The sequence below is a fragment of the Novosphingobium sp. 9 genome (assembly GCF_025340265.1).
GTDB lineage: Bacteria > Pseudomonadota > Alphaproteobacteria > Sphingomonadales > Sphingomonadaceae > Novosphingobium.
On sequence record NZ_CP022708.1, the window covers coordinates 655,647 to 679,554 of the forward strand.

At 65.0% G+C, this 23,908-nt stretch carries 15 protein-coding genes and 4 pseudogenes; 12 read left to right on the forward strand and 7 right to left on the reverse strand.

Going from position 1 to position 23,908, the window contains the following annotated elements; translation table 11 throughout:
- Window positions 1-55 precede the first annotated feature (55 nt).
- From CI805_RS17620 to CI805_RS17640, 4 genes and pseudogenes are all read left to right on the forward strand, one after another.
- Window positions 56-1,291 (forward strand): aromatic ring-hydroxylating oxygenase subunit alpha, encoded by a 1,236-nt coding sequence (locus tag CI805_RS17620; protein ID WP_260929630.1) that lies wholly within the window; start codon window positions 56-58, stop codon window positions 1,289-1,291.
- A 7-nt stretch (window positions 1,292-1,298) separates the two neighbouring features.
- A complete protein-coding gene (locus CI805_RS17625) occupies window positions 1,299-2,099 on the forward strand; it encodes a nuclear transport factor 2 family protein (RefSeq protein WP_260929632.1) in 801 nt (266 codons plus the stop codon).
- A pseudogene (locus tag CI805_RS21210) lies at window positions 2,096-2,942 on the forward strand (TauD/TfdA dioxygenase family protein). Before CI805_RS17625 ends, CI805_RS21210 begins: the two are co-directional and overlap by 4 nt.
- Window positions 2,943-2,958: 16 nt before the next feature.
- Window positions 2,959-3,696 carry a ribokinase gene (locus CI805_RS17640; RefSeq protein ID WP_260929638.1) on the forward strand — a complete coding sequence of 246 codons (738 nt, stop codon included), beginning with the start codon at window positions 2,959-2,961 and terminating at the stop codon, window positions 3,694-3,696.
- Window positions 3,697-3,870: 174 nt separating this feature from the next.
- On the opposite strand, the gene CI805_RS17645 is transcribed toward CI805_RS17640, so the two are convergent.
- On the reverse strand, window positions 3,871-5,052 hold the full coding sequence (locus CI805_RS17645) for an aromatic ring-hydroxylating oxygenase subunit alpha (protein WP_260929640.1): 1,182 nt from the start codon (window positions 5,050-5,052) through the stop codon (window positions 3,871-3,873).
- A gap of 109 nt (window positions 5,053-5,161) precedes the next feature.
- Between CI805_RS17645 and CI805_RS17650 the strand changes: the two genes are divergently transcribed.
- Together CI805_RS17650 and CI805_RS17655 are read left to right on the forward strand one after the other, a co-directional pair.
- Entirely contained in the window at window positions 5,162-6,013 is an 852-nt protein-coding gene (locus CI805_RS17650; RefSeq protein ID WP_260929642.1) for a TauD/TfdA dioxygenase family protein, read from the forward strand.
- Window positions 6,014-6,064: 51 nt separating this feature from the next.
- Entirely contained in the window at window positions 6,065-7,438 is a 1,374-nt protein-coding gene (locus CI805_RS17655; protein WP_260929644.1) for an amidohydrolase family protein, read from the forward strand.
- A gap of 48 nt (window positions 7,439-7,486) precedes the next feature.
- Here CI805_RS17655 and CI805_RS17660 read toward each other — a convergent pair whose 3' ends face one another.
- The 5 genes and pseudogenes from CI805_RS17660 to CI805_RS17680 all read right to left on the reverse strand — a co-directional run.
- Complete coding sequence (locus CI805_RS17660; RefSeq protein WP_260929645.1) at window positions 7,487-8,443, reverse strand: alpha/beta hydrolase; 957 nt, start codon at window positions 8,441-8,443, stop codon at window positions 7,487-7,489.
- Entirely contained in the window at window positions 8,440-10,545 is a 2,106-nt protein-coding gene (locus CI805_RS17665; protein ID WP_260929646.1) for an alpha/beta hydrolase family protein, read from the reverse strand. Before CI805_RS17665 ends, CI805_RS17660 begins: the two co-directional genes overlap by 4 nt.
- Before the next feature lie 114 nt (window positions 10,546-10,659).
- On the reverse strand, window positions 10,660-12,933 hold the full coding sequence (locus tag CI805_RS17670) for a TonB-dependent receptor (RefSeq protein WP_260929647.1): 2,274 nt from the start codon (window positions 12,931-12,933) through the stop codon (window positions 10,660-10,662).
- Between the two features lie 244 nt (window positions 12,934-13,177).
- Window positions 13,178-14,647 (reverse strand): PLP-dependent aminotransferase family protein, encoded by a 1,470-nt coding sequence (locus CI805_RS17675; RefSeq protein WP_260929648.1) that lies wholly within the window; start codon window positions 14,645-14,647, stop codon window positions 13,178-13,180.
- A gap of 203 nt (window positions 14,648-14,850) precedes the next feature.
- Window positions 14,851-15,297 (reverse strand): annotated as a pseudogene (locus CI805_RS17680) (FMN-binding negative transcriptional regulator); the annotation flags it as partial.
- 164 nt (window positions 15,298-15,461) lie between these two features.
- On the opposite strand from CI805_RS17680, the gene CI805_RS17685 reads away from it, so the two are divergent.
- Window positions 15,462-17,156, forward strand: coding sequence for an amidohydrolase (locus CI805_RS17685; protein ID WP_260929650.1), 1,695 nt, complete (start codon window positions 15,462-15,464; stop codon window positions 17,154-17,156).
- Window positions 17,157-17,288: 132 nt separating this feature from the next.
- Entirely contained in the window at window positions 17,289-17,708 is a 420-nt protein-coding gene (locus tag CI805_RS17690) for a recombinase family protein (protein WP_260929651.1), read from the forward strand.
- Between the two features lie 22 nt (window positions 17,709-17,730).
- Here CI805_RS17690 and CI805_RS17695 read toward each other — a convergent pair whose 3' ends face one another.
- A complete protein-coding gene (locus CI805_RS17695; protein ID WP_260929654.1) occupies window positions 17,731-18,642 on the reverse strand; it encodes a LysR substrate-binding domain-containing protein in 912 nt (303 codons plus the stop codon).
- Window positions 18,643-18,927: 285 nt separating this feature from the next.
- Here CI805_RS17695 and CI805_RS17700 point away from each other — a divergent pair, with 285 nt between their 5' ends.
- The 4 genes and pseudogenes from CI805_RS17700 to kdpB all read left to right on the forward strand — a co-directional run bounded on the left by CI805_RS17700 (window position 18,928) and on the right by kdpB (window position 23,900).
- Window positions 18,928-19,680: an SDR family NAD(P)-dependent oxidoreductase gene (locus CI805_RS17700; RefSeq protein ID WP_260929655.1), complete on the forward strand. Its 753-nt coding sequence runs from the start codon at window positions 18,928-18,930 to the stop codon at window positions 19,678-19,680.
- Window positions 19,681-20,048: 368 nt separating this feature from the next.
- Window positions 20,049-20,138 (forward strand): K(+)-transporting ATPase subunit F, encoded by a 90-nt coding sequence (kdpF, locus tag CI805_RS17705; protein WP_095386356.1) that lies wholly within the window; start codon window positions 20,049-20,051, stop codon window positions 20,136-20,138.
- Between the two features lie 13 nt (window positions 20,139-20,151).
- Window positions 20,152-21,854, forward strand: a pseudogene (gene kdpA, locus CI805_RS17710) (potassium-transporting ATPase subunit KdpA).
- A gap of 10 nt (window positions 21,855-21,864) precedes the next feature.
- Window positions 21,865-23,900, forward strand: a pseudogene (kdpB, locus tag CI805_RS17715) (potassium-transporting ATPase subunit KdpB).
- Window positions 23,901-23,908: the final 8 nt, after the last annotated feature.

Consider the following 23,908-nt stretch of genomic DNA (forward strand, 5'->3'; position numbering starts at 1 on the left):
GAACGCAATGCAATATGCAATGAAAAATGCATTCTTGAATTTTGGGGTACAGGACATGGCGCAAGTGAAACGAGCCGCACTTCCCGATATGGTGCTGGATGACGAAGTGATCTCGCTGCTGGCGCAACTCGATGCCAGTCAGGGCGATGTGTCGCAGGCGATGAGCCTGCCGCCCGAATGCTACACTTCGGAAAGCTGGTTCGAGTTCGAGAAGCGCGCCGTCTACGACCGCGAATGGGTGGCAGTAGGCCATGTGGGCGCAATTCCCGATGTGGGAGACTACTTCACGCTGGAAATCGTCGGCGAGCCGTTGCTGGTGGTGCGTGGCAAGGACAGCGAAGTTCGCGTGCTTTCCTCGGTGTGCCGCCATCGCGGGCACCTGCTGGGCGAGGCGAGCGGCAACGCCCGCAGCTTCACCTGCCCCTTCCATGGCTGGTCCTACGATCTGGAAGGCACGTTGACCGCTGCGCCCGAGATGGATGGCACCTTGCCGTTCGAGGATCTCAAGCGCACCGCCTGTCTGCCCACGTTCCGCTCGACGATCTGGAATGGCTTCATCTTCGTCAATTTCGATGGCGAGGCCGAGGCACTGGCGCCGCGTCTGCAGGGGCTGACCAAGCTGCTCGAAAACCACCGGATGGAAGACCTCGCCTCGATCAAGCCGGTCGAATGGGCGGGAAATCCGTGGAACTGGAAGTTCATGCAGGAAAATGCGCTGGAGCCCTATCACACGCATTACCTGCATACCGGCATTCACGATTTCGCGCCCTCCAGCAATGTGCGCTTCACCGAGTGGAACGATCAGGACGATGCCGCGATCTACCGCGAGGTGCAGTTCACCCATATCGACGGTGGCTTCAACATTGCCGGCAAGGCGCTGTTCCCGGCACTGCCCGATCTGACGGAGGAAGAGCGCAGCCGGGTGGTGTTCGCAGGTGTCATGCCCAACCTGTTCCTGGGGGCGCAGGCGGACGTGGTGTTCTATTACGTCATCCTGCCGCAGGCCGCGGGCGACATCACCTTGCGCGTGGGCGTCCTGACCAGCTGGGACAACCTGTCGATCCCGACCGCCGATCTGCTGCTCAAGGGCACGATCGATGGCGTGGCGGTGTTCAACGAGCAGGATACCGTGGCCAACATCAAGACTCACAAGGGCCTGAAATCCCGCGTCGCGCCGCGCACCCGCTGGTCGCCGAACGAGAAGACGCTGGCGCAGATGAACAACTGGCTGGTCAAGCGCTACAAGCGCTATGCCGCCAGCCTCGTCCCGCACGCCGAAGCCGCGGAGTGATCGCGCGATGAGCACGGATACGATGCCCGGTCTTGCGGATTTGGCGGCAGAACTCGCGGCTTTGCGTAGTGAGGTTGCAAGGCTGTCCGCCAAGGATGAAATCACCGATCTGGTTACGACTTACGCGCGCTCCTGCGATGTCGGTAACGATCCGGTGCTGCTGCGCCCGCTGTTCACCGACGATGCGACATGGACCTGCAAGGGCTTCGGCACCTTTCATGGCGGCGGCGATGGTTGTGCGCTGGGTCTCAAGGCGGTTGCGGGCGAGAAGATCTGGTGGTCGCTCCACAACATGATCTCGGTGCAGATCACCTTCGACAAGTCGGGGGATGAGGCAGCCGGCTTCTGCTATCTGTGGGAAGCGGCGACATTGCCCAACGAACACAGCGGCGAGGCCGAGGCCTACTGGATCGGCGGAACCTACGACTTTCGCTTCCGCAAAGAAGGCGGCAAGTGGCTGTTCAGTGCGATTGAGCTGAAGCTGAACATGGCCAGCCCCTATTCGGAAGGCTGGGTGAAGAAGCGCTGGCCGGACGGGACGGCGAGCCAGCCCTATTTCGTCGATCTTCAGCCGGGCGAAACCTACCTGTGGCGACAGGGCGGCCGCGAAGGCTCGCGCCTTGTCACAGAGGCGGAAGCGGCGGATGCGGGACGCAAGGTCACGCCGTTCATGGTGGAAGAGCCGGGTTTTCAGGCGATCTGCGGCTGTGGCTATTCCAGGACCAAGCCGTTCTGCGACGGTTCGCACCTCAATCTCAAATACGACTGGTCGCTGCTCGGCAAGACCGGTCCGGGAGACGCGCGATGACGACTTTAACGCTGGATACCGCTCCGCTCAAACTCGGTTTCGGCAGCGAGATCGTCGGAGTCGATCTGGCCACGGCGGATGCCGCGACGCTGGCGGCGGTGGTCGCCGAATTCCACCGTACCGGCGCGATCGTGCTGCGCGGGCAGGAGATGAACCCACCCGCCTTCGAGCGCTTCGCCAGGGCTTTCGGGCCTTTGGAAGGGCACACCCTGCAGGACTTCACGCTGCCCGATCACCCGGATATCTACGTGCTGTCGAACCGGGTGGAGGACGGACGTCCGGTCGGCGCGCACAACGACGGTATCGGCTGGCACACCGATCTCAACTATACGGCCGAGCCGACGATGTGCACGATGCTGCATGCGATCATCGTGCCGCCCGAAGGTAGCGACACCCTGCTGGCCGATCAGGTGGCGGCCTATGCGGCGCTGCCGCCCGAGCGGCAGGCTGAGCTGGCGCGCCTCAAGCAGATCCACAGCTTCGAATATCTGGTCAACGCCCGTACCGAAGGGCGCAAGGCCGTGCCGCCCGAAGTGCTGCGCGCCAATCCAGATGTGGTCCACCCGCTGGTCCGCACCCACCCCCGATGGCCGCAAGGCGCTGTGGGTTTCCAGCCTGACGCCGGGCTTCGTGGGCTGGTCCACAGCCGACAGCGAGCCGCTGATCGACGAACTGATCGAATGGGTCACGCAGGAGCGCTTCGTCTACCGGCACAAGTGGCAGGTGGGCGACGTACTGGTGTGGGACAACCGCTGCACGCTGCACACCGGCACCCTGTTCGACGACACCCGCTACATCCGCGAGATGCATCGCATGTGGGTGAAGGGCGATCGGCCCTACTGATGCGGAGGCCGACAATATGAGCGTGCTGGTACTGGGGGCGCGCGGCGATGGCGCTGCGGGCGAGGGTGCGGAAACGGCGCTTGCTTCGGTCCGTTTCGGGTCAGCCACGCTGTTCGCCGGAGAAGCGGCGGGTGAGGGCTGCGCAGGCGCGCTCGCCGCTGCAGGTGTGGCGTTAACCTCTACGGATGAGATACAGACTGACGTGCGCGTCGTGCTGGCCTCGCTGGACAGCGGGACCGACCGAATTGCGGCGCTGTTCGCCAGCCCTGAGGCGGCGGCCTTGCGCAAGATCCTGTATGCCGGGCCGGTTATTTCGGAAGCGGATCGCGCCGATGCGGTCGCCCTGTTCGCCCTGTCGGACATGCTGATCTTCACGCAGTCCGATTTCGCGACCTTCTTCGAGCTTGAACGCGCGCCGTGTTCGATCGAGGACATGCTGGTCGTGCGCAAGGTGCTGACCCGGCCCAATCAGGCGGCCGTCGTCATGCTGGAAGCCCAAGGCGCGATTGCCATCTGGGCGGAAAGGTGGATGCAGTCTGCTGCCTTTGCCACGGCTGCGTCGGAGGGGGCGTCTGAAGCCCTGTCGGCGGAGTGCTTCTGCGGCGTGGTGGCGGCCTGCGTCGATCAGGGAATTGGCCCGGAAGCCGCGCTGCGCTTCGCGAATGCGGCGATCTCGATGCTGGCGGGCGAGGGGCAGTCGGTGCCGGAGCGTACGGCTATCGAGGCGCTACTCGGAGATTTGCCCGTCGGCTGACGAACTGGTGCGCAGGATGCGGGCAGCCGGATTCCTCTGCAGGTGAGTACCGACTTACGCCGGGGGAAGTTCAGCGGGTCTTGCGTTGGCTGCGTATCAGGACAGGCGGATTACCATTGTTAATAACCTATATGGTTGTAATCATCAGGGACGTTATGTCTTCGCGCTGAGGCTTCAGTCGGCCGCGCCGGGGCCGACTGCATCGACCACCATCTGCTGGAACCCGTGGACGCCGCCTTCCCAGTAGGGGGACAGCCGTGTGGCGATCCCGGCCAGATCGCGCGTGGCGACGGTGGCCTGCGCGGCTTCCATGAACGGCTTGTCCTGCGGAATGACGCCCAGCCACATATCGAGATTGCCTTGCCGGGCCTCGGCAAGCGCCGGGTCGTGCGCGGCTTCGCCATCGTAATAGAGGCTGATGTCCATCCTCGTGCGCTCCGGCCCGTCGGGCAGCAGCGTGCCGAGCATCACATGGTCGGCGGTGACCAGCACCGTCGCGGTGGGAAACAGGGTGAGCGAATAGAGCAGCGGCAGCGGCTTGCCATCGCGCGTCTTCAGGTCGGGCAGGCGCGCGGTCCAGGCACGCGCATCGGCATCCTCGGTGTGGGCGGCGCGCACGTCGACATAGCCGCCGGTATAGACCGGGCGGTGGACGCAGGCGGTGGTGTTGCGGAACAGGTGCGCTTCCAGTTGCGGGTGGCCGAACGGCAGGTGATAGTCCTCGATCCCCGCCTCCATCGCGATTTTCCAGTTCGCCTGATAGGTGTCCTGCAGTCGCTCCGCATGGCGCAGGCCGGACAGATCGTAGTTCGCGAGCAATGCCTCCAGCGGGGCGATCCATTCGGCGAAGGGCGGTGCGGTGCCATCGATATTGACGAACACCAGATCGAGCCAGCGGCCCACGCTGATCGGTTTCAGACCCAGCGCCGCCTTGTCGAAACCGGGCGCCTGGTTGATCTTCTCGCCGCCGATCTCGGGCATGGCCAAGAGGTCGCCCTCCAGCGAATAGGTCCAGGCGTGCCATGGGCAGGTCAGCCGCGCGGCATGGGTGCAGTCTTTCACCAGCCTGATTCCGCGATGGCGGCAGACATTGTGGAACGCGCGGATCTCGCCGTCCTTCCCGTGGGTCAGCAGGATCGGCCATCCGGCGAGGTCTACCGGCATCGCATCGCCCGGCTCGGGCAGCAGGCTGGCATTGGTCACTGCGCACCAGCTCGAAGGAAAAAGGCGCTCACGCTCAAGCGCGAAAAAATCGGAGCCGTAGAATGCACCGGGAAGACCGAAGGATTCGTCGATGTCATTGCGGGTCGCGGCATCGGCGGCGCGCAGCGCGGTTTCGGGGAAAGAGACGGTCATGGCGTGCTCCAGTCCTGACATTCTATGTAAAGTGCAATGATATATGCATTACAAATTGCATCAACAAAAATTCGGTGCAATCATCGACCGGACAGACAAGGAGACAGCGATGACAATCGCGGTTCAGGACAGGACTGATTCTACCGGCAAGTACCGGCTGCTCGATGTACAGCCGCTCAACCCGACGATCGGCGCCTATGTGGGCGGCGTCGATCTGACCCAGCCTTTCGGGGAGGATGTGGCGGACGAGTTGCGCATGGCGCTGGCCGATCACCTCGCGATCTTCCTGCGCGATCAGCCGCTAGACTTCGAGGCGCATCGTCGGCTTGCCGCCGTCTTTGGCGAAGCGCATGTCGCGCCCAGCACCAAGCCCTGGCGAGTGCCCGGTTTCGACGAGATCACCAGGATGCACGCCGACGAAACCTCCAAATATGTCGCAGGCGAGGACTGGCATTCGGACATGAGCTGCGATCCGGCGCCGCCGATGGGGTCGCTACTCTATCTGCACACGATCCCGCCGGTGGGCGGCGATACCGTGTTCTCGAACATGTATGCAGCCTGGGATGCGCTGTCCGACCGGATGAAGGCGATGCTCGATGGCCTTCGCGCGGTGCATGACGGCGCCAAGGCGTTCGGCGGCATCGTGCCCAGGGACATGGAACTGCCCTGCACCTCTCACCCGATCGCGCGCACGCATCCGGTCACGGGCCGCAAGGCGCTTTACGTCAATCGCGGCTATACCACCCGGATCGAGGGTCTGCCGGTGCGCGAGAGCGAGGCGCTGCTCTCGTTTCTCTACGATCATGCACAGAACCCGATGTTCCAGTGCCGCTTTACCTGGAGTCCGCATGCCATCGCGATCTGGGACAACCGCTGCGGTCAGCACATGGCGATCTGGGATTACTTCCCGCAAGTCCGTTCGGGCTTTCGTATCCAGGTCAAGGGAGAGGTGCCTGTATAACGTCGGCATCCGCACATCTGCGCCTTCTGTTGCTGCGCTGATCGGCTGACCATGCCGGTGCAGGCCGATACCCTGATCGCAGGGGCGACGATCATCACGCTGGATGACGAACGCCGCGTCATCCGCAACGGAGCGGTCGCCTTTGCCGGCGACCGCATCGTTGGGGTCGGCGCGCTGGCGGACCTGTCGGGCATCGCCGCCAGAGAGGTGATCGACGGACGCGGGTTCGTACTGACGCCGGGCTTCGTCAATGGCCATGTCCATATCACCGAGACGCTGATCCGCGGACTGATTCCCGAGGCGCTTCCGTTCGAGGAGGAGCTTGGTGAGTGGGTGATCCCGCTCTACAAGAGCATGACCGCGCGCGAACAGGCGGTCGGCGCACAGCTGGCGGTGGCCGCGATGCTGCGTACCGGGACGACGACGTTTCTGGAGGCCGGAACGATCCTGGCGCTGGACGAGGTGGCAGAGGCGATCGCGCCCAGCGGCATCCGTGCGCGGTTAGGGCGCTGGAGCGAGGATCGCGTCTGGGAGCCGGGCGCCGATGGTGCGGCGCTGACCGGTGCTGCTGTCGAGGCCCTTGCCGCCGATCTTGCCCGCCATCCCGACGATGGCCGGCGTATCGTGGCCTGGCCCAACCTGATCGGTCACATGACCGCGACCGATGCCCTGTGGCAGGCTGCAGCGACCATGGCGCAGAAAACGCGTACCGGCATCTGCGCGCACATGAGCCCGGTCGGCGACGATGCGGCTTGGTATCTCGCCCATAGTGGACGCAGGCCCATCGCGCATCTGGCGCAACTGGGTGTCCTGTCGCCTGCGGTCAACCTTGTACATATGGTTCACGTGGACAGTGACGAGGTTGCGCTGGTCGCCGCCAGTGGTGCCAGTGTCACCCATTGCCCCGGAGCGGCGATCCGCTGCGGCTACGGCACCACGCGCCATGGTCTGTTTCCCGAGATGGCAAGGGCAGGTGTGAACATCGCACTGGGCACCGACGGGGCGGACAATCACGACATGATGCGGGTGATGACGCTGATGGCCGGGCTGTTCAAGGATGCGCGCGAGGATCGCAGCCTGTTTCCTGCGCAGGAGGTGCTGGCCATGGCGACGCTGGGCGGGGCAAAGGCGGCAGGGCTTGCAGGCGAGGTGGGCGCGCTGGTTCCGGGAATGAAGGCGGATATCGTCGCGCACGATATCCGTCGTCCGGAATGGCAGCCGGTCAATGACCCGGTCAACCAGCTGGTCTGGTCGGCCGACGGGCGCGGTGTTCATTCGGTATGGGTCGATGGGCGCCGTGTCGTGAACGGCTTTGCCTGCACGCTGCTGAACGAGGCGGCTCTTTATGACGAGGGGCAGGCGTTGGCGAACGACATTCGTCGGCGGCATGATGCAGCTCGATCCCACGTCGTGCCCATGGCCTGACGGGCTATCGTTTCCGGTTCGCAAGCCCCTGGGGGCCGCGCTTCGAGGTCACGCCCATCGCGCCTTCAGCCATATCGCGGTATCGGCGATGGCGCGCCGTGCAACGGCGGCGCTGGCCATGGCCTCCAGGAAGCTATGGGTGGTGCCTGGATAGATACGCAAGGTGGCAGGCGTTCCGGCGGCTTCCATGCGTGCGGCCATGGTTTCGGCCTGCTCGCATAGCACGTCGCACTCGGCAGCGATCAGCAGGATCGGCGGTAGTCCGGCCAGCTCGGTCTCCAGCGCGGGGCAGGCCCCCGGATCGGCAGGCGTCGCCCCGGTCCCGGTGTACTGGCGGAAATAGTAGGCCATTTCCTGCCGGTTCAGGATAGCGCCGGGACCGCCGAATGCCGCCTCGGCCGCGTCGGACACTTCGGGACCGAAAGCGGGGTAGTTGGCGACGAGCGCGCGGATGCGTTGCGCCTGTCCGCGCGCCCGAAGGCGCAGCAGTGCGGCCAGCGCGAGATTGGCTCCGGCGGAATCGCCGCCCAGGGCGATCCGGGCAGGGGCGAGGCCTAGATCGCTGGCATGGTCGCCCAGCCAGTCGATCAGCGCTTCGAGCCGGTCGAGCGCGACCGGATAGCGATGCTCGGGCGCCAGCGGATAGTCGACGCCCAGCACCGCGCAGCCTGCGCTTTGCGCATATTCGCGCATCAGCCGGTCGTGCGTGTCTATGCTGAAATAGACGAAACCGCCGCCGTGCAGGTAGACCAGCACGGGCGCGTTTCCGTCGGCGATCCCGGCGGGGCGGTAGAGCCTGATGCGCAAGGGACCGGGTGCAAGGTCGAGCCTGATCTCGCGCGTCTCGGCCATTTCCGGCCCGCCCTGCCGCAGCGGCGCACGCACGATTTCCGCTGCCGCGCGAGCATCGTCGAGGCTCATCTCTTCGAGCGGGGGAAAGCGCGCCCAGTCAGCCTGCAGGCGATCAACGAAAGCGGCGATCTCGGGATCGAGCTGGCAGCTCACTGGCCGGATCGAAGATGCGCGTCGAAGAAGGCCAGTACGCGCTGCTGCACATCGAGCTGATGCGCAGGCTCGTGCATCCAGTGCGGTTCACGCGGATAGAGCACCATCTCGGCGGGCTTGCCCTGCAGACGCAGGCCCCGGTAGAAGGCCAGCGCCATCGTCGGCGGCACGCGGGTATCGGCAGCTCCGTCCATGATGAGAACCGGGGTATGCACCTTGTCGAGCAGACGCAGCGAGGAATGCGCATCGAGGCTGGCAAGGTTCGCCTGCGGCTCCCCGAAGTAGCCGGTGGTGAAGTCCGGCGTGTCGGTGGCACGCGCCATGATACTCATATCGACAGGGGCCGCGCCGATGACCGCGGCCTTGAAGCGGTCGGAATGGGTAACGGCCCATGCCGACATGAAGCCGCCATAGCTCCAGCCGCCGATGCCGAGCCGGGCTGGATCGGCGATGTGCTGCTTCTCCAGCATGTCGAGCCCGTCGAGCAGATCCTGATAGTCGGCCCCGCCCCAGTCGTTGCCGACCGCGCGCGCAAAGGCCGTGCCCTGTCCGTCCGATCCCCGGATATTGGGCAGAAGCACGGCGTAGCCATGGGTGGCCAGCATGCCTGCCCATTCGTGCCAGCTGCCCATCCAGCCGCTCCACCACGCCCATTCCGGGCCGCCGTGAATCTGGACGACCGTCGGCAGCGGGGTGCCTTCGCGGTAGCCCGGCGGGGTGACGAGCACGCCGTAGATGGTCCGGCCATCGCGGCTGCTGGGCCAGGAAATCTCGCGGACTTGCGGCTTCTTCCAGTCCGCGACCTGCGGATTGACCTCGCTGATCGGGCGCGCTGCGGGATGCGCGGCGGTGATGTCCGCTGCGCTCCAGACGTCGGCGGGGCGATCGGGGCTGGTCATGGCCACGGCAATGCGCTTGCCGTCGGGGCCGGTCGCCATGTCGAAGGCTTCGCCGTCGAGGTCGAGCAGCGGGGAGACCTTGCCACCCAGCCCGATGCGGACCAGTCGCGAGCGGGTGTTGACGAAGACGTTGGCGAGGATCGAGCGGCTGTCGGGCGCCCAGACGAGGTTCTCGAACAGGCCCGGATAGTCTTCGGCAAGGGCCGTGGTCTGCCCCGTGGCAAGGTCGTGGACACGCAGGCCAAGGCCGATGAACTGCGGCGGGTGAATGATGGAAGACAGGATCTTGCCGCCATCGGGCGACCACAGGATCGGTCCCGCCGTATTTTCGATCAGCGCGGGGCCCAGCTTGCCGCTGGCCGGATCGAGCAGCGCGATGCGCCCATGATAGAAATAGGTGTTGATGTCCGTGTGGTCGATCACCCGAAGTGCGATGTGGTCCCCCTTCGGCGACCAGGCAAAGGCAGTCACGTTGGCATCGGCGGGGGACACGCGGCGCGCGGCATGGGTGGCAAGGTCGAGAATCCACAGGCGCCCGAAGGACCCGTCCTTGTCGAGTACGATTTCGTCGCGACCGGCTGCGCGGTCGCTTTCCTGCGCAGACGTATCGGGATCGGTGGCGATGAAGGCCAGGCTCCTGCCGTCGGGCGAGAAGGCGAAGTCGCCGACGCCTGCTTTCATGGCGGTGAGCGGAATGGCCTCTCCTCCGCTTGACGGCATGATCCAGACCTGCATCGTATCGGCGCCTTCACCAGTAGCAGCGCGGGTGCCGGGAACGTCGGTCGTGAACGTGAAACGGTTGTCGTTCTTGCCGGTCAGCGGGTTGGCCCGGTTCGAGGCGAAGGCGATCCAGCGACCATCGGGGGACCATTTGGGATCGCGGTTCACGCCCGCGCTGACGGCCAGCCGTGACGGTCTGGCGCTGCCGTCGCTGGGCACCTGCCATATCGTCTGGTGCGGCGAATTGAACGTGGCCATCTGCTGGGTGACGGTGAACAGCACGGTGCGACCGTCGGGCGACATCACCACCTGCCGCATGTCGGACAGGCCCATGATATCGGCAGGCATGATCGGTCCGCCCTTGGCGACGGGTACAGGGCTCGTCGAGACACCCGATGGTGCGGTGTCAGCCAGTGCCGGAACAGCCGCCAGCGTGAGAGCAGCGCTGCACAGCGCGAGCGAAAGGACGGAGCGCGGGAACATGATGTCGGGTATTTCCTGTCGCGGTGGGCGTAAAACGCGCCGGATAGCGGCTATCGAGGGCGCCGGGTGACGCTGATGTCGGGTGACGCAAGACACGTCACCCGGCATCCGGGGTTACATCGACCAGTCGAGCCGCAGCCCGATCGTGCGCGGGCGCAGGATGGAGGCGTAAGGCGCGAAAGGCTCGTCGAGAATAGCGTATTTGTTGAAGATGTTGTTGGCAAATGCCGTCAGCGTGAAGCCTGCCGGGAACTGGTAGGCCGCGCGCAGGTCGAACTGGTTGAAGCCGCCGCGATAGTAGAGTTGGTCGAAGGTGGTCGGCGCCTTCGATTCGTACCGGTGCGCAAGTTCGATCCGCAGCGGCCCCTTGACGCCCATCGGCGTGACCGTGACGGTGTTCGCCACCATCCACGGCGAGGAGCCGGGAAGTCGCGTGCCTGCCGCATAGCCGCCAAGGCCGTTGGCGGCAAAGTCGTAAGGCACGAAAGTCGTCACCTTGGCATCGTCATAGGTAACCGAGGTGCTGAGCGCCAGCTGGGGCAATGCCTGCAGCGAGGCGGCGAACTCGACGCCCTGACTGCGGGCGCCGCCGGCATTGATCACGTAGGAGTAATAGGGCGAGCTGGTGTAGAACTCGCGCACCTGCATGTTCTTCCAGTCCATCCGGAACAGGGTGAGGTCCGTGGTCAGGCGTCCGCCCAGCAACGTCCCGCGTGCACCGATCTCGTAGTTGTAGACCTTGTCGCTGCCATAGGAGCGCGGCAGCGTGGTGAGGATCGCCGCGTTCGGGTTCGCACCGCCGACGCGGAAACCCTGCGAGTAGGTGGCATAGACCATGAGATGCTGGTCGGGGCGGTAGCTCAGCGTCACCTTGGGAGTAAAACCGTCTTCCTTCTGGTTGACGCTGAAGCTCGATGTCGTCGCGGTGTAGGTCGCATACCCGGCATCGACATCGGCATACGTGGTGCCCGGCGCATTGGTGACACCGGCATTGATGCTGGTGTTGTAGTAGCGTCCGCCCAGTGTCAGCTTGAGGCTGGGCAGGAAGGCATAGGAAACTTCGCCGAAGATGCCGAAGTCCTTGGCCGTCTGCGTGGTATAGTAGCCATAGATCTGGTCGCCCGGTGCGATCACCGAACCCGAGATGCCATCGTACAGATCCGGGTTCGCATTGACGAAGTCCTCGGCTCCGGCCTGGTATTCGTAGTCGTTGGTATGGCGCTTGGAGACCATGTAGGACGTGCCGATCATCCAGCTGAGCGGGCCGTTACCCTTCGAGGTAAGACGCGCCTCGATCGAGCGGATGAGGCCCTTGGCATTGCCGACGGCGTGCGTCGTGTCTGCCAGAGGCAGCGCGGCGGCGTAAGAATAGACGTAATCGTTCGACTTCTTGTCGAGCGCGCCGATCACGGTCAGGTCCGCGAAGTCACCCAGCCCCTGATCCAGACGCAGGCTGTGGATCTGGATGTTGGTATGCTGCGGCTCCAGCGTGTAGATGCCCGTCTTCGACAGTGATCCGGCATTGGCATAGGTCTGGTCTGCCAGCGAGGTTTCCTGGTGCATGATCAGGTAGCTGATCTTGGTGTCGGGCGCCGGGGTGAACACCACCGAGCCGCGATAGCCGCGCGTGGTCAGGTCGTTGGCGGCCTTCACGCCCGCGTCCACGTTATCGATATAGCCCGAATCGTAGCGCTGGAAGGCCATCAGGCGCACGGCCAGCGTGTCCTTGATCACCGGCACGTTGATCATGCCCTTGATCGCGTAGTTCACATTGCCGTTGTTGTGCTTGGTAGTGCCGATCAGGCCTTCGGCGGCGGCATCGTACTTGGACGCATCGGCCGTGTTGACGACGTAGTTCACCAGGCCGCCCAGCGTCGAGGCGCCGAACAGCGTGCCCTGCGGACCGCGCAGAACCTCGACGCGCTCAAGATCGAAGGTATCGACATCGGGTAGGGCGATCGGGAAGCCGGGCTCGGTCAGCGGGATCTGGTTCAGGTAGTAACCGACGGTCGGCTGTCCCTGATCGTGGTAGGTCGTGGTCGAAATGCCGCGGATCACCACTTCGGAGATGCCGGGCTGGTAGTCATTGAATTGCACGCCGGGCAGGCGGGTGATGTAGTCCGAAAGGCTCTGCGCGCCGGATTTGAGGAACTGTGCCTGCGTGACCGCGCTGATCGCCAGCGGCACCGACTGGATCGTCTCGTTGCGCTTGGTGGCGGTGACGACGATGGCGTTGGGGTCCTGCGCATCGGCTGTGGCCTTGGCCGCCGCACTATCGCTGGCTGTCTGCGCCGAGGCCGGTGTCGCGGCAAGCGCGCCTGCCAGAAACGCGAGGCTGAGCGCGGCATGGCCGGCAAGGCCCGTGCTGTTGAGATAACGACTGATCATTGACCACCCCTGATAGCGAGCGGGTGCCGACGCGCGGGCGCCGGTCTTCCCCCCAATGTTGAACCCTGTATTCCCCCTGATGCCTCTTGCGGGCTGCTGCTGCCGGTCTTGCCGACGTCAGTTTCGGTAGTGGCAGGTTCCTAGGAAGTTGGTCTGGTAAAAACATCCAGTCTGACAATGGCAAGGGGGCCAAGTGGTCCAGCATTGCCTGTTCTGGTCGAATGACTGGACCCGCTTGCCCGGTTCAGCGTCCCAACCCTCCGGCCCGTGCGAGCGCTTCGACCGCCGCTTGCGCTTCGGGGGGCGTGAAACTGCCGAAGCCGATGCGCAGACCACGCTCGGCGCCGGGCCGGGCGATGAACGATGCCGATGGTGCCAGCGTCAGCTTGTGCATGGCCGCATTGGCCTCGATCCGGTCCAGCAGGTGGCCATCGGGAAAGCGCAGCCAGAAGGCGAGGCCGCCGTCAGGCACGCGAAAATCGACATGGCCGCCCAGTTCGGACCGCAGCAGGTCGGCAAAGGCGAGGCGGCGCTCTGCATAGATCTGCGTCGCGCGCCTTGCATGCCGGCGCAATTCGCCGTCACTGATCAGTTCGACAACCGCTTCCTCGATCAGGCTGTTACCCATGCCGTCGGTCAGCGACACCCCATGGGCAATGGCATCGATGACCGATGCGGGCGCGGCGACATAGCCCACCCGGAGTGCAGGCAGCAGCAGCTTGGACAGCGATCCGACATAGATCACGCGGTCCAGCGCGTAACTGGCCATCGGCAGCAGCGGTTGGGTCTCGAAATGGAACTCGTGGTCGTAGTCGTCCTCGATCACCGCGAAGCGGAACTGCCGTGCCAGTTCCAGCAGGCGCAGGCGACCTTCTGGGCGCAGTGCGATCGTCGTCGGGAACTGGTGATGGGGCGTCAGGAAGATCGCGCGGACACGGTGCGCGCGGCAGGCGGCTTCGACCGCGCGGGTGTCGATGCCATGCTCGGTCAGCGGAACGCCGACGACGCGCGCGCCGAGCGCGGTGAAGGCGGCGACGGCAGGCTCGTAGGTCAGTTCCTCGACGATTACCGTATCGCCCGGTGAGAGCAGTGCCTGCGCGGCAAGGAAGATCGCGTTCTGGCTGCCGCGCGTGATGCAGATGTTCTCGGCCTCGACGTTGAGGCCCCGCTCACCCCGCAGCATCGTCGCGATTTCCTCGCGCAGACGCGGCGATCCGCGCGGGTCGCGATAGAGCAACCCGTTGTCGCGCGTGCCGCGCAGGACTGCGCTGCGCAGTGCTCGGGCCAGAACGTCGGTGGAAAACAGGCGTCCGTCCGGCGAGCCTTCGTTGATCTTGATGCCGCCCCCGCTCGGCATGGCCAGCGGGCGGGCAGGCGGCTGGTGGACGAAGTAGTCGGGGCGGACCGGGCCGGCCTGCGGGACGGGAGGCTGTTCCGGGCGGCGCAACCCGGCCATCTCGCGGGCAACGACCGTGCCGCGCGTGCCCCGCGATTCCAGCCACCCTTGCGCGATCAGGTCTTCGTAGGCGAGGACCACGGTCTTGCGGTTGACGCCCAGAATATCGGCGAGCTGCCGGCTGCTGGGAAGGAACGTTTCCGCAGCAAGGCGGCCGCGCTCGATCTCGTGGACGATCGCATGGGCGATCTGCAGATAGAGCGGGGTCGAACGGGCAGGATCGATCCGGCCCAGCGTGATTTTCCAGGGGCGCAGCATTGGTCTACCCTGTGGCCAATGTCATGGCCTTGGCAAGGGCCAGTGCCGTCTGGTGGCACGGCGCCTGCCTCTCGGTCTGCGGCAAAGCGGCGCATCCAGCCGGTCAGAGCGGTATCCGGGTGATTGCGCAGGATCGCGGAGAAAACCTGATCGTCCTCGTCCTGCCCCAGCTTGAAGCGGCCGGTCAGCCCGGTGACGCGCGCGCGAAAGGCGATCACCTGCTGGGCCATGCCGTCGTAACGGGGGCCGAGTTCGGCGCTCGACCAGCCATCGCCTTCCATGGCGGTGACCAGTGCGGACAGCGCGGTGTGCGTTTCATCGGGCAGGAAGCTGATTTCGGCCTGCAAAACCAGATGCGCGAAGTTCCAGGTCGGTGCCCAGTTGCGTCGCTCGGCGTGCGAGGGTGAGACGTAACCGGAGGGGCCGTTGATCAGGATTCTTGCCGAAGAGTCTCGCACCAGCGCTGCATGCAGCGGATTGCGACGGGCGACGTGGCCAAGCAGGCTGACCAGTTGTCCGGCATCGTCGTATTCGCCCAGCAGGGGTAGCACGCTGGCCTCGCCATCGGCACTGGTGATCCACGCGAGCGGATATTGCGCGATCAGATCGCGGATGTCGGTGTGGTCGAACAGATCGAAAGCGTGCCCCATTGGCCCGGTACTCAGGGCAGACGGCTTCGGTCGCAAGTACCAAGTTGAAAATGAGGACAGGTCCAGTCTGGCCCCCCTGGCATGATGAAACTGGTACTTTCAAGGGGCCGATGAGGGGGCCATTGTCCTGCGCATTCAATCAAGGCCGAACGAAGGACATGGACATGATCGACAGGCGCAGGATGCTCGCAGGGACGGGGCTGCTGGCGGGAACGGCGGCAGCCATGTCCAATGCCGCATGGGCTGCGGCCGGTCGTGCGCTGGCGGCCGAGCGCGTTCTGGACGTGGCCTATATCAATGCCAGGGTCTGGACGGCCAATCCGCTTCAGCCGCGTACCGATGCGATCGGTCTTGCCGGCAACCGCATTGTCGCACTGGGGCAGGATGCGGTGCGGGCCGCGATCGGCAAGGGCACGCGCGTCGTCGATCTGCAGGGTGCTTTCGTCAGCCCCGGTTTCATCGACAACCACACGCATTTCATGATCGCCTCGACCACGCTGTCGCAGCCCGATCTGCTGTCGTCGAAGGATCGTGCGGATTTCGTTTCGCGGCTTGGCAAGGTGGCGCACGAGAGGCCGGGCAAGTGGATTCTGGGCGGCAGCTGGGACGAGCAGCGCCTGGGCGGCGGGTTGCCGGACAAGAGCTGGATCGATGCCGCGACGGGAGATACGCCGGTGGCGGTCCCACGCACCGACCTGCACATGTATCTGTGCAATTCGGCGGCGCTGCGGCTTGCCGGGATCACCCGCAATACCCCCGATGTTCCTGGCGGCGAGATCGGGCGCGATGCCTCGGGTGAACCGAACGGCATTCTCAAGGACAATGCCAAGCAACTGGTGGAGCGGGTGATTCCGCAGCCGACCGATGCCGAACGCGATGCGACGATGCGCGAAGGGATAAGCTGGGCTCTGGCCCGCGGTTTCACGCAGGTCCACACGCCCGAGCCGTTCGATTGGGTGACGTTCGATACGGCTCGGCGCGTGCGAGCCAAGGGGGAGACGGACCTGCGCTTCCTGTGCATGGTCCCGGCGCGCGACTGGGAAAAGCTTGCCGCGATCATCGCCAAGGAAGGCAAGGGCGATGAATGGGTGCGCTGGGGTGCGGTCAAGGCGCTGGCCGACGGTTCGCTGGGCTCGCGCACGGCGCGCTTCCACCAGCCCTACACTGATGCACCGGGCGTCTACGGCAACTGGGTGACGCAGCCTGACGAGCTTCGGGCGCAGGTTTTCGGCGCGGACAAGGCCGGTCTGCAAGTGGCGATCCATGCCATCGGCGATGCCGCCAACGACCTTGCGCTCGACGTCTTCGCCGAGACCGAGGCGCGTAACGGCCCGCGTGACCGGCGCGGGCGTATCGAACACGCCCAGCACCTGACCGCTGCGGCGCTGCCGCGTTTCGCCGCGCAGAAAGTCATTGCTTCGGTCCAGCCTTATCACGCTATCGACGATGGTCGCTGGGCCGTCGATCGGATCGGGGAAGAACGGCTGGAGCGGACCTATGCTTTCGGCTCGCTGCTGGAGACGGGGGCGACCGTGACGTTCGGTTCGGATTGGCCGGTGGCTCCGCTCGATGCGCGTCAGGGGATCTATGCGGCTGTCACGCGCGAGACGATCGACGGGAAGAACCCGCAAGGGTGGCTGCCGGACCAGAAGATCTCGGTCGAACAGGCGCTGACCTGCTATACCCGCAACAATGCCTTCGCCGGCTTTCAGGAGCGCGATCACGGCCGCATCGCACCCGGTTTCATCGCCGATCTTACCGTGCTGGGCGCCGATCCGTTCGAGACCGAGCCGAACGCGATCCCGGATATCGAAATCCTGCGCACGCTGGTCGATGGCAAGGAGCGTTACACCGCCTGATCGACGCGCCGGTTTCCCCTGATATCCTGAACCTCGCGGCCGGGCCGGGCGATACGCGCTCGCGTTTGTGGCGCGTATCGCTAAAGGCGCAAGGGCGCATCGCCGATGCGATGGGCAGGAAATGGGGCGACGATGAAACTCGGGTACGTGCGCGTCAGCGAGAGCGAAACGCATCACGACACGCAACTTGCAGCGCTGCAGGACGCAGGAGCCGTGCGGATCTGGCAGGATCGCGGGGTCTCCGGCTCGGCGGTTCTGAAGCCTGCGTACCGAGAGATGCTCGATTATGCGCAGCCCGGTGACGAGATCGTTGTCTGGCGTCTGGATCGCCTCGCCCGCTCGCTTGGGACGCTGATGTTCGAGCTGGACGATCTGGCGAAGCGTTCGCTGGGGCTTCATGCCCTTGCGGAAGGCATCGTCTCCCCCGCGGGCGACGGCGGCGCTTTTTTCGGTGCAGTGTCCGCATTTCGCAGGTTCGAGCGCGATGCCCTGCAAGAGCGGGCTGAGGCAGACCGATACGCGGCGGACAGGCGGAGTCATTCCGAGGTATAATGTAGCCGCAAGGCCCTCTGCGTCAGGCCGGTTCCCGCGTTTCCTCGATCGCCTCGGGCTGTTGTTGCCCCAGTGTCGTCAGCAGCCAGTTACGGAATGCCCGGACCACCGGCCTGTGCTCGTTGCGCTGCGGATAGACCAGGAAATGGTTCGCCTCGTGCAGCGCGACGGTGCGATCGGCAAACGGGCAGACCAGCCGCCCGCTTGCCAGTTCGCGCTCGGCCAGCTGGACCGTTTCGAGGCATACGCCCAGACCGTCCACGGCAGCGGCGATGGCCATGAAGCTGCGGTCGAAGCGAATGGCGGGAGGCGGAGGCGCGGCTGTGCCGTTGGCCCGGAACCAGTCCGCCCAGTTCACCGTCTTGATCATACTGCGGATCAGCGGCACGTGGTGAAGGTCTTCCGGCGTGGTCAGCTTGCGGGCCATCTCCGGGGTGCACATCGGTTGCAACTCGGCGGTGCCGAGGGAGTGGACCACCAGCCCTTCTGCCTCGTCCAGACCATAGACGATATCGACATCATACGTATCCTGCGAGAAGCGAACGGCCTCCGGATCGGCAGATATCGTCACTTCGAAACCGGGATTGTCGGCCAGGAACTGGTTGAGGCGCGGGGCGAGCCATTGCGCCGCAAAGCTGGGCGACGAGTGCAGCCTGAGGACAAGCGACTGGCGCTGCGAGATGCTGTCCATCGCGCCGCGCACAAGCCCCAGCGCCTCGGCCACCGGTCGTGCGAACAGCGTGCCGTCGGGCGTGAGGCGCAAGGTGCTGCGGCTGCGATCGAACAGCAGAGTGCCGATATCGCGCTCCAGTCTGGTGATCGCGTGGCTGACCGCGCTGGGCGAGAGATGCAGTTCGCGCGCGGCCTCCTTGAAGGAGAGATGGCGCGCTGCGGCCTCGAAGACCGGCAGCGCACCGATCGATATGCGTCGCATGGTTGTTGCCCCTGTGATTGTGCCCGGTGGTCGATGCTAATCGCGTTTGGGCCCGATTGCGACAGCGAGATGAGAATAATTCACCTTACACGATAAGTTTTCATGTTCGTCATGATGGCTTGTTGCTCCCCCTCGCGGGGGCACAGACAGCACGCTTGCGCTTTTGCGGTCGTGCGCAGGGTGCGTTGGAATGTCTGCTGCCCTGCGCGCGGCGTGTGTTTGCCACGCCGGCATGGCGAGCGGATTTCTCGTTCTCTTTCAAACCAGTGAAGGAAGGCTCTCATCATGGATCTCGGACTCGAGGACAGGAAAGTGATCGTCAGCGGCGGGTCACGCGGGATTGGCCGCGCTATCGTCGAGACGTTTCTGGCAGAGGGTGCGGCCGTATCCTTCTGTGCGCGCGATGCGGCGGGTATCGCCGCTGCAGAGCAGGCGCTGGCGGGGCGTGCCAGCGGCGCGGTGGTGGATGTGACCGATGCCGAGGCGATGCGCGCCTGGGTCGCCGCTGCAGGTGAGGCGATGGGCGGTATCGATATTGTCGTGCCCAATGTCAGCGCTTTGGCAGGCGGCGGCGATCTCGATACCTGGCGCCGCGCGTTCGAGACCGACCTGCTCGGCAGCGTGTCGATGGTCACGGCAGCGCTGCCGTTTCTCAAGGCGTCCGATGCGGCTTCGGTGGTGCTGATTTCGAGCGTATCGGGGCGCGAGGTGGACATGTTCGCCGAGCCTTACGGTGTGCTCAAGGCAGCGCTCATCCACTACGGCAAGACGCTTTCGGTTCGGCACGCGCCCGATGGTATTCGCGTCAACACCGTGTCGCCGGGGAATGTCTATTTCAGCGACGGCGTATGGGGCAAGATCGAGCGCGAAACGCCGGAGGTTTTCGCGCAGTGCATGGCACAGAACCCGCTCGGCCGGATGGCGACGCCGCAGGAAGTGGCCAACGCCGTTGCGTTTCTCGCGAGTTCTGCGGCTAGCTTCACCACCGGAACCGATCTGCTGGTCGATGGCGGACTGACGCGCGGCGTACAGTTCTGACAACGCACCACCCATAGTGAGCGGCGATATCGGGTGCATGTTCCTTGCGACAGGCCCGGTATCGCCCTTCGGTATCGGACTCCGGCAAGGCCCCCGGTTCTGTCCACGCCGCGCGGCACTTTGACTGGGATAATTCTCCCGATCATATGCAAATACTATGCGGGCCGGGTTTTGCCTGTCTCGCATTTCAACGATACCTGATCCTAATGGCTCTGCTGAACCCGCCGTGCGCCGCGTCTGTTTGCGGTGCAGCGGTTCAGGAGCATTACCCATGCAGGACATCCTCTGGATTGGCCTGACCCTCGTGTTGCTGGTGGCGAGCCTTGGCTACGTCGCGCTGTGCAACAAGGCGTGAGGGGGCAGCGACCATGACCATCGATCTGTGGCTGGCGGGACTGACCGCGCTCGGCCTTCTCGTCTATCTCGTCGCCGTGCTCGCACGGCCCGAACGGTTCTGAGGGAGCACACCCGATGACCTTACAGGGATGGCTGCTGATTGCAGTCTTCGTCGGCGTGCTGCTGGCGATCACCAAGCCGATGGGGCTGTGGCTCCACGCGCTGTACGAAGGCCGCCGCACGCCGCTGCATGTGGTGCTGGGGCCGGTGGAGCGCGGGTTCTACAAGCTGGCGGGGATCGACCCGGCCGAGGACCAGTCGTGGAAGCGCTATGCGGTCCATATGCTGGTGTTCAGCGCGGTCGCACTGCTGCTGACCTATGTCCTGCTGCGCGCGCAAGGCGCGCTGCCGCTCAACGGCCTTGGCTATGCCGGGATCGGTGCTGACGGCGCGTTCAACACCGCCGTCAGCTTCACCACCAACACCAACTGGCAGTGGTATTCAGGCGAGGCGGCGATGAGCAACCTTTCGCAGATGCTCGCCCTCACGCTGCACAACTTCCTGTCCGCGGCGACCGGCATTGCGCTGGCCTTCGCGTTCTTCCGCGGCTTCGCGCGTCGCAGCGCCACGGGTATCGGCAACTTCTGGGCCGATATCACGCGCATCACGCTCTATCTGCTGCTGCCGATCTGCGTGGTCTATGGTGTCTACCTGATTGCCAGCGGCGTGCCGCAGACGCTGGCCGCTTCGGTGGACGTCTCGACGCTGGAAGGCGTCAAGCAGACGCTGGCGCTGGGGCCGGTCGCTTCGCAGGAGGCGATCAAGATGCTGGGCACCAACGGTGGCGGCTTCTTCAACGCCAACTCCGCGCATCCTTTCGAGAACCCGACGGCGATGACCAACCTTGTGCAGATGCTGTCGATCTTCTGGATCGGCACGGGTCTGACCTGGTGCTTCGGCAAGGCCGTGGGCAACCCGCGTCAGGGCTGGGCGATCCTGGCGGCGATGATGACGATCTTCCTCGTCGGCGTTCTGGTCGTCTATTCGCAGGAAGCGGCGGGCAATCCGATCCTTCACCACCTTGGCGTTGCCGGGGGTAATATGGAAGGCAAGGAAGTGCGCTTCGGCATCGTCGCCAGTGCGCTGTTCTCGGTCATCACCACGGCGGCTTCGTGCGGGCGGTCAATGCCATGCATGACAGCTTCACCGCGCTGGGCGGCATGATCCCGCTGTTCAACATCCAGCTGGGCGAAGTGGTCGTCGGCGGCGTGGGCGCAGGTATCTACGGTTTCCTGCTGTTCGCGATCCTGGCCGTCTTTGTGGCGGGCCTGATGGTGGGCCGCACGCCCGAGTACGTCGGCAAGAAGATCGAGAGCCGCGAGGTGAAGCTGGCCGTTCTGGCGATCGCGGTGCTGCCGCTGATCATCCTGGGCGGAACCGCGATCTCCTCGGTGCTGGCAGCAGGCCTTGCAGGCCCGCTCAACAAGGGCCCGCACGGCTTCTCCGAGATCCTCTATGGCTTCACCAGTGCCGTGGGCAACAACGGTTCGGCCTTCGCAGGGCTGACCGCAGGCACGCCGTATTACAACGGCATGCTGGGCGTTGCCATGTGGCTTGGCCGCTTCTTCGTCATCATCCCGATGCTGGCGATCGCGGGCAGTCTTGCCGCCAAGAAGTACACCCCCGAGACCGCAGGCAGCTTCCCCACCACGGGTCTGCTGTGGACGGGCCTGCTGATCGGCATCGTGCTGATCGTCGGCGGCCTGACCTTCCTGCCCAGCCTCGCCCTTGGCCCCATCGCCGATCATCTCGCGATGATCCATGGCCAGCTTTTCTGAGGATCACCCAATGGCTCGGTCCGAGAATAAATCTCTGTTCACCGCAGACCTGATCGTTCCGGCGATCGGGGATGCCTTCCGCAAACTCAACCCCGCGAACTGATCCGCAACCCGGTGATGTTCACGACAGCCGTCGTCGCGCTGTTGCTGACGGTGCTGCTGGTGGTCGGCCACGATGGCCTGACCGTCGGCTTCAAGCTGCAACTCGTCGTGTGGCTGTGGTTGACGGTGCTGTTCGGCACCTTCGCCGAAGCCATCGCCGAAGGTCGCGGCAAGGCACAGGCCGCGTCCTTGCGTGCCACCAAGGCCGAACTCACCGCCAAGCGCCTCAAGGGCGATAGCGGCAGGTTCGAGGAAGTGCCCGCCAGCGCGCTCAGGAAGGGGGATGTGGTGCTGGTGCAGACCGGCGATCTGATCCCGTCGGACGGCGAAGTCGTCTGGGGTGTCGCCTCGGTCAACGAGGCTGCGATCACCGGTGAATCGGCACCCGTCATCCGCGAGGCGGGCGGTGACCGCTCGGCGGTGACGGCGGGCACCCGCGTGATCTCGGACGAGATCCGCGTAGCAGTCACCGTCAATCCGGGGCAGGGCTTCCTCGACCGGATGATCGCGCTGGTCGAAGGGGCAGAGCGCCAGAAGACCCCGAACGAGATCGCGCTCACCCTGCTGCTGGTTGGCCTGACGATCATCTTTCTGATCGCGGTCGCCACCATTCCGGGCTTTGCCAGCTATGCCGGCGGTTCGGTGCCGGTGGCGATCCTGGCCGCGCTGCTCATCACGCTGATCCCCACGACCATCGCCGCGCTGCTCTCGGCCATCGGTATCGCCGGGATGGACCGCCTCGTGCGCTTCAACGTGCTGGCCAAGTCCGGCCGCGCGGTGGAGGCTGCGGGTGATGTCGACGTGCTGCTCCTCGACAAGACCGGCACGATCACCGTGGGAGACCGTCAGGCGACCGAGTTTCGTCCGGTCTCGGGCGTCACGCCACACGAACTGGCCGAAGCCGCGCTGATCGCCAGCCTTGCCGACGAGACGCCGGAAGGTCGATCCATCGTGGTCCTCGCCCGCGAGAAGTTCGGGCAGACCGCCACGGCGCTGCCCGAAGGCGCGGAGGTCATTCCGTTCACCGCGCAGACCCGTATCTCGGGCGTCAATACCGGTGGCCGGGTGATCCAGAAGGGCGCCGTGCAGGCGATCCTCAAGGCCAATCCGGGCGCGGGAACGACGGCTTCGGCCACCGAACTGCGCCGTATCACCGACGAGATCGGCCGTATGGGCGGCACGCCGCTCGCCGTTGCGGTCGATGGCCGCCTGCTGGGTGCGATCTTCCTCAAGGATATCGTCAAGGCTGGCATCCGCGAGCGCTTCGGTGAACTGCGCGCCATGGGCATCCGCACGGTGATGATCACCGGCGACAACCCGCTGACCGCAGCCTCCATCGCGGCGGAATCAGGTGTCGACGACTTCCTCGCCGAAGCCACGCCCGAGGACAAGCTGGCGCTGATCCGCAAGGAACAGCAGGGCGGTCGCCTCGTCGCGATGTGCGGCGATGGCACCAACGATGCCCCTGCACTGGCACAGGCCGACGTCGGCGTCGCCATGAACACCGGCACGCAGGCGGCGCGCGAGGCGGGCAACATGGTCGATCTCGACAGCGATCCGACCAAGCTGATCGAGGTCGTCGGTCTGGGCAAGCAGTTGCTCATGACACGCGGCGCGCTGACGACCTTCTCGGTCGCCAACGACGTGGCCAAGTACTTCGCGATCATCCCCGCGATGTTCGTGGCGCTCTATCCGGGCCTGACCGTGCTGAACGTCATGCACCTCACCAGCCCGCAGAGCGCGATCCTTTCGGCGATCATCTTCAACGCGCTGATCATTCCCTGTCTGGTGCCGCTGGCGCTCAAGGGCGTGGCCTACAAGCCGATGGGAGCAGGCCCGCTGCTCGCCCGCAACTTGGCGGTCTACGGCCTTGGCGGCCTGATCGCGCCGTTCATCGGCATCAAGCTCATCGACCTGGCCGTGGGCGGCCTGGGTCTCGCCTGAGGAGGCGG

Bases quoted from the DNA above. Each gene is read 5' to 3' on its own strand.
- CI805_RS17620 (WP_260929630.1), top strand. From the start codon at position 56: ATGGCGCAAGTGAAACGAGCCGCACTTCCCGATATGGTGCTGGATGAC.
- CI805_RS17625 (WP_260929632.1), top strand. From the start codon at position 1,299: ATGAGCACGGATACGATGCCCGGTCTTGCGGATTTGGCGGCAGAACTC.
- CI805_RS17640 (WP_260929638.1), top strand. From the start codon at position 2,959: ATGAGCGTGCTGGTACTGGGGGCGCGCGGCGATGGCGCTGCGGGCGAG.
- CI805_RS17645 (WP_260929640.1), bottom strand. From the start codon at position 5,052: ATGACCGTCTCTTTCCCCGAAACCGCGCTGCGCGCCGCCGATGCCGCG.
- CI805_RS17650 (WP_260929642.1), top strand. From the start codon at position 5,162: ATGACAATCGCGGTTCAGGACAGGACTGATTCTACCGGCAAGTACCGG.
- CI805_RS17655 (WP_260929644.1), top strand. From the start codon at position 6,065: ATGCCGGTGCAGGCCGATACCCTGATCGCAGGGGCGACGATCATCACG.
- CI805_RS17665 (WP_260929646.1), bottom strand. From the start codon at position 10,545: ATGTTCCCGCGCTCCGTCCTTTCGCTCGCGCTGTGCAGCGCTGCTCTC.
- CI805_RS17670 (WP_260929647.1), bottom strand. From the start codon at position 12,933: ATGATCAGTCGTTATCTCAACAGCACGGGCCTTGCCGGCCATGCCGCG.
- CI805_RS17675 (WP_260929648.1), bottom strand. From the start codon at position 14,647: ATGCTGCGCCCCTGGAAAATCACGCTGGGCCGGATCGATCCTGCCCGT.
- CI805_RS17685 (WP_260929650.1), top strand. From the start codon at position 15,462: ATGATCGACAGGCGCAGGATGCTCGCAGGGACGGGGCTGCTGGCGGGA.
- CI805_RS17690 (WP_260929651.1), top strand. From the start codon at position 17,289: ATGAAACTCGGGTACGTGCGCGTCAGCGAGAGCGAAACGCATCACGAC.
- CI805_RS17695 (WP_260929654.1), bottom strand. From the start codon at position 18,642: ATGCGACGCATATCGATCGGTGCGCTGCCGGTCTTCGAGGCCGCAGCG.
- CI805_RS17700 (WP_260929655.1), top strand. From the start codon at position 18,928: ATGGATCTCGGACTCGAGGACAGGAAAGTGATCGTCAGCGGCGGGTCA.
- kdpF (WP_095386356.1), top strand. From the start codon at position 20,049: ATGACCATCGATCTGTGGCTGGCGGGACTGACCGCGCTCGGCCTTCTC.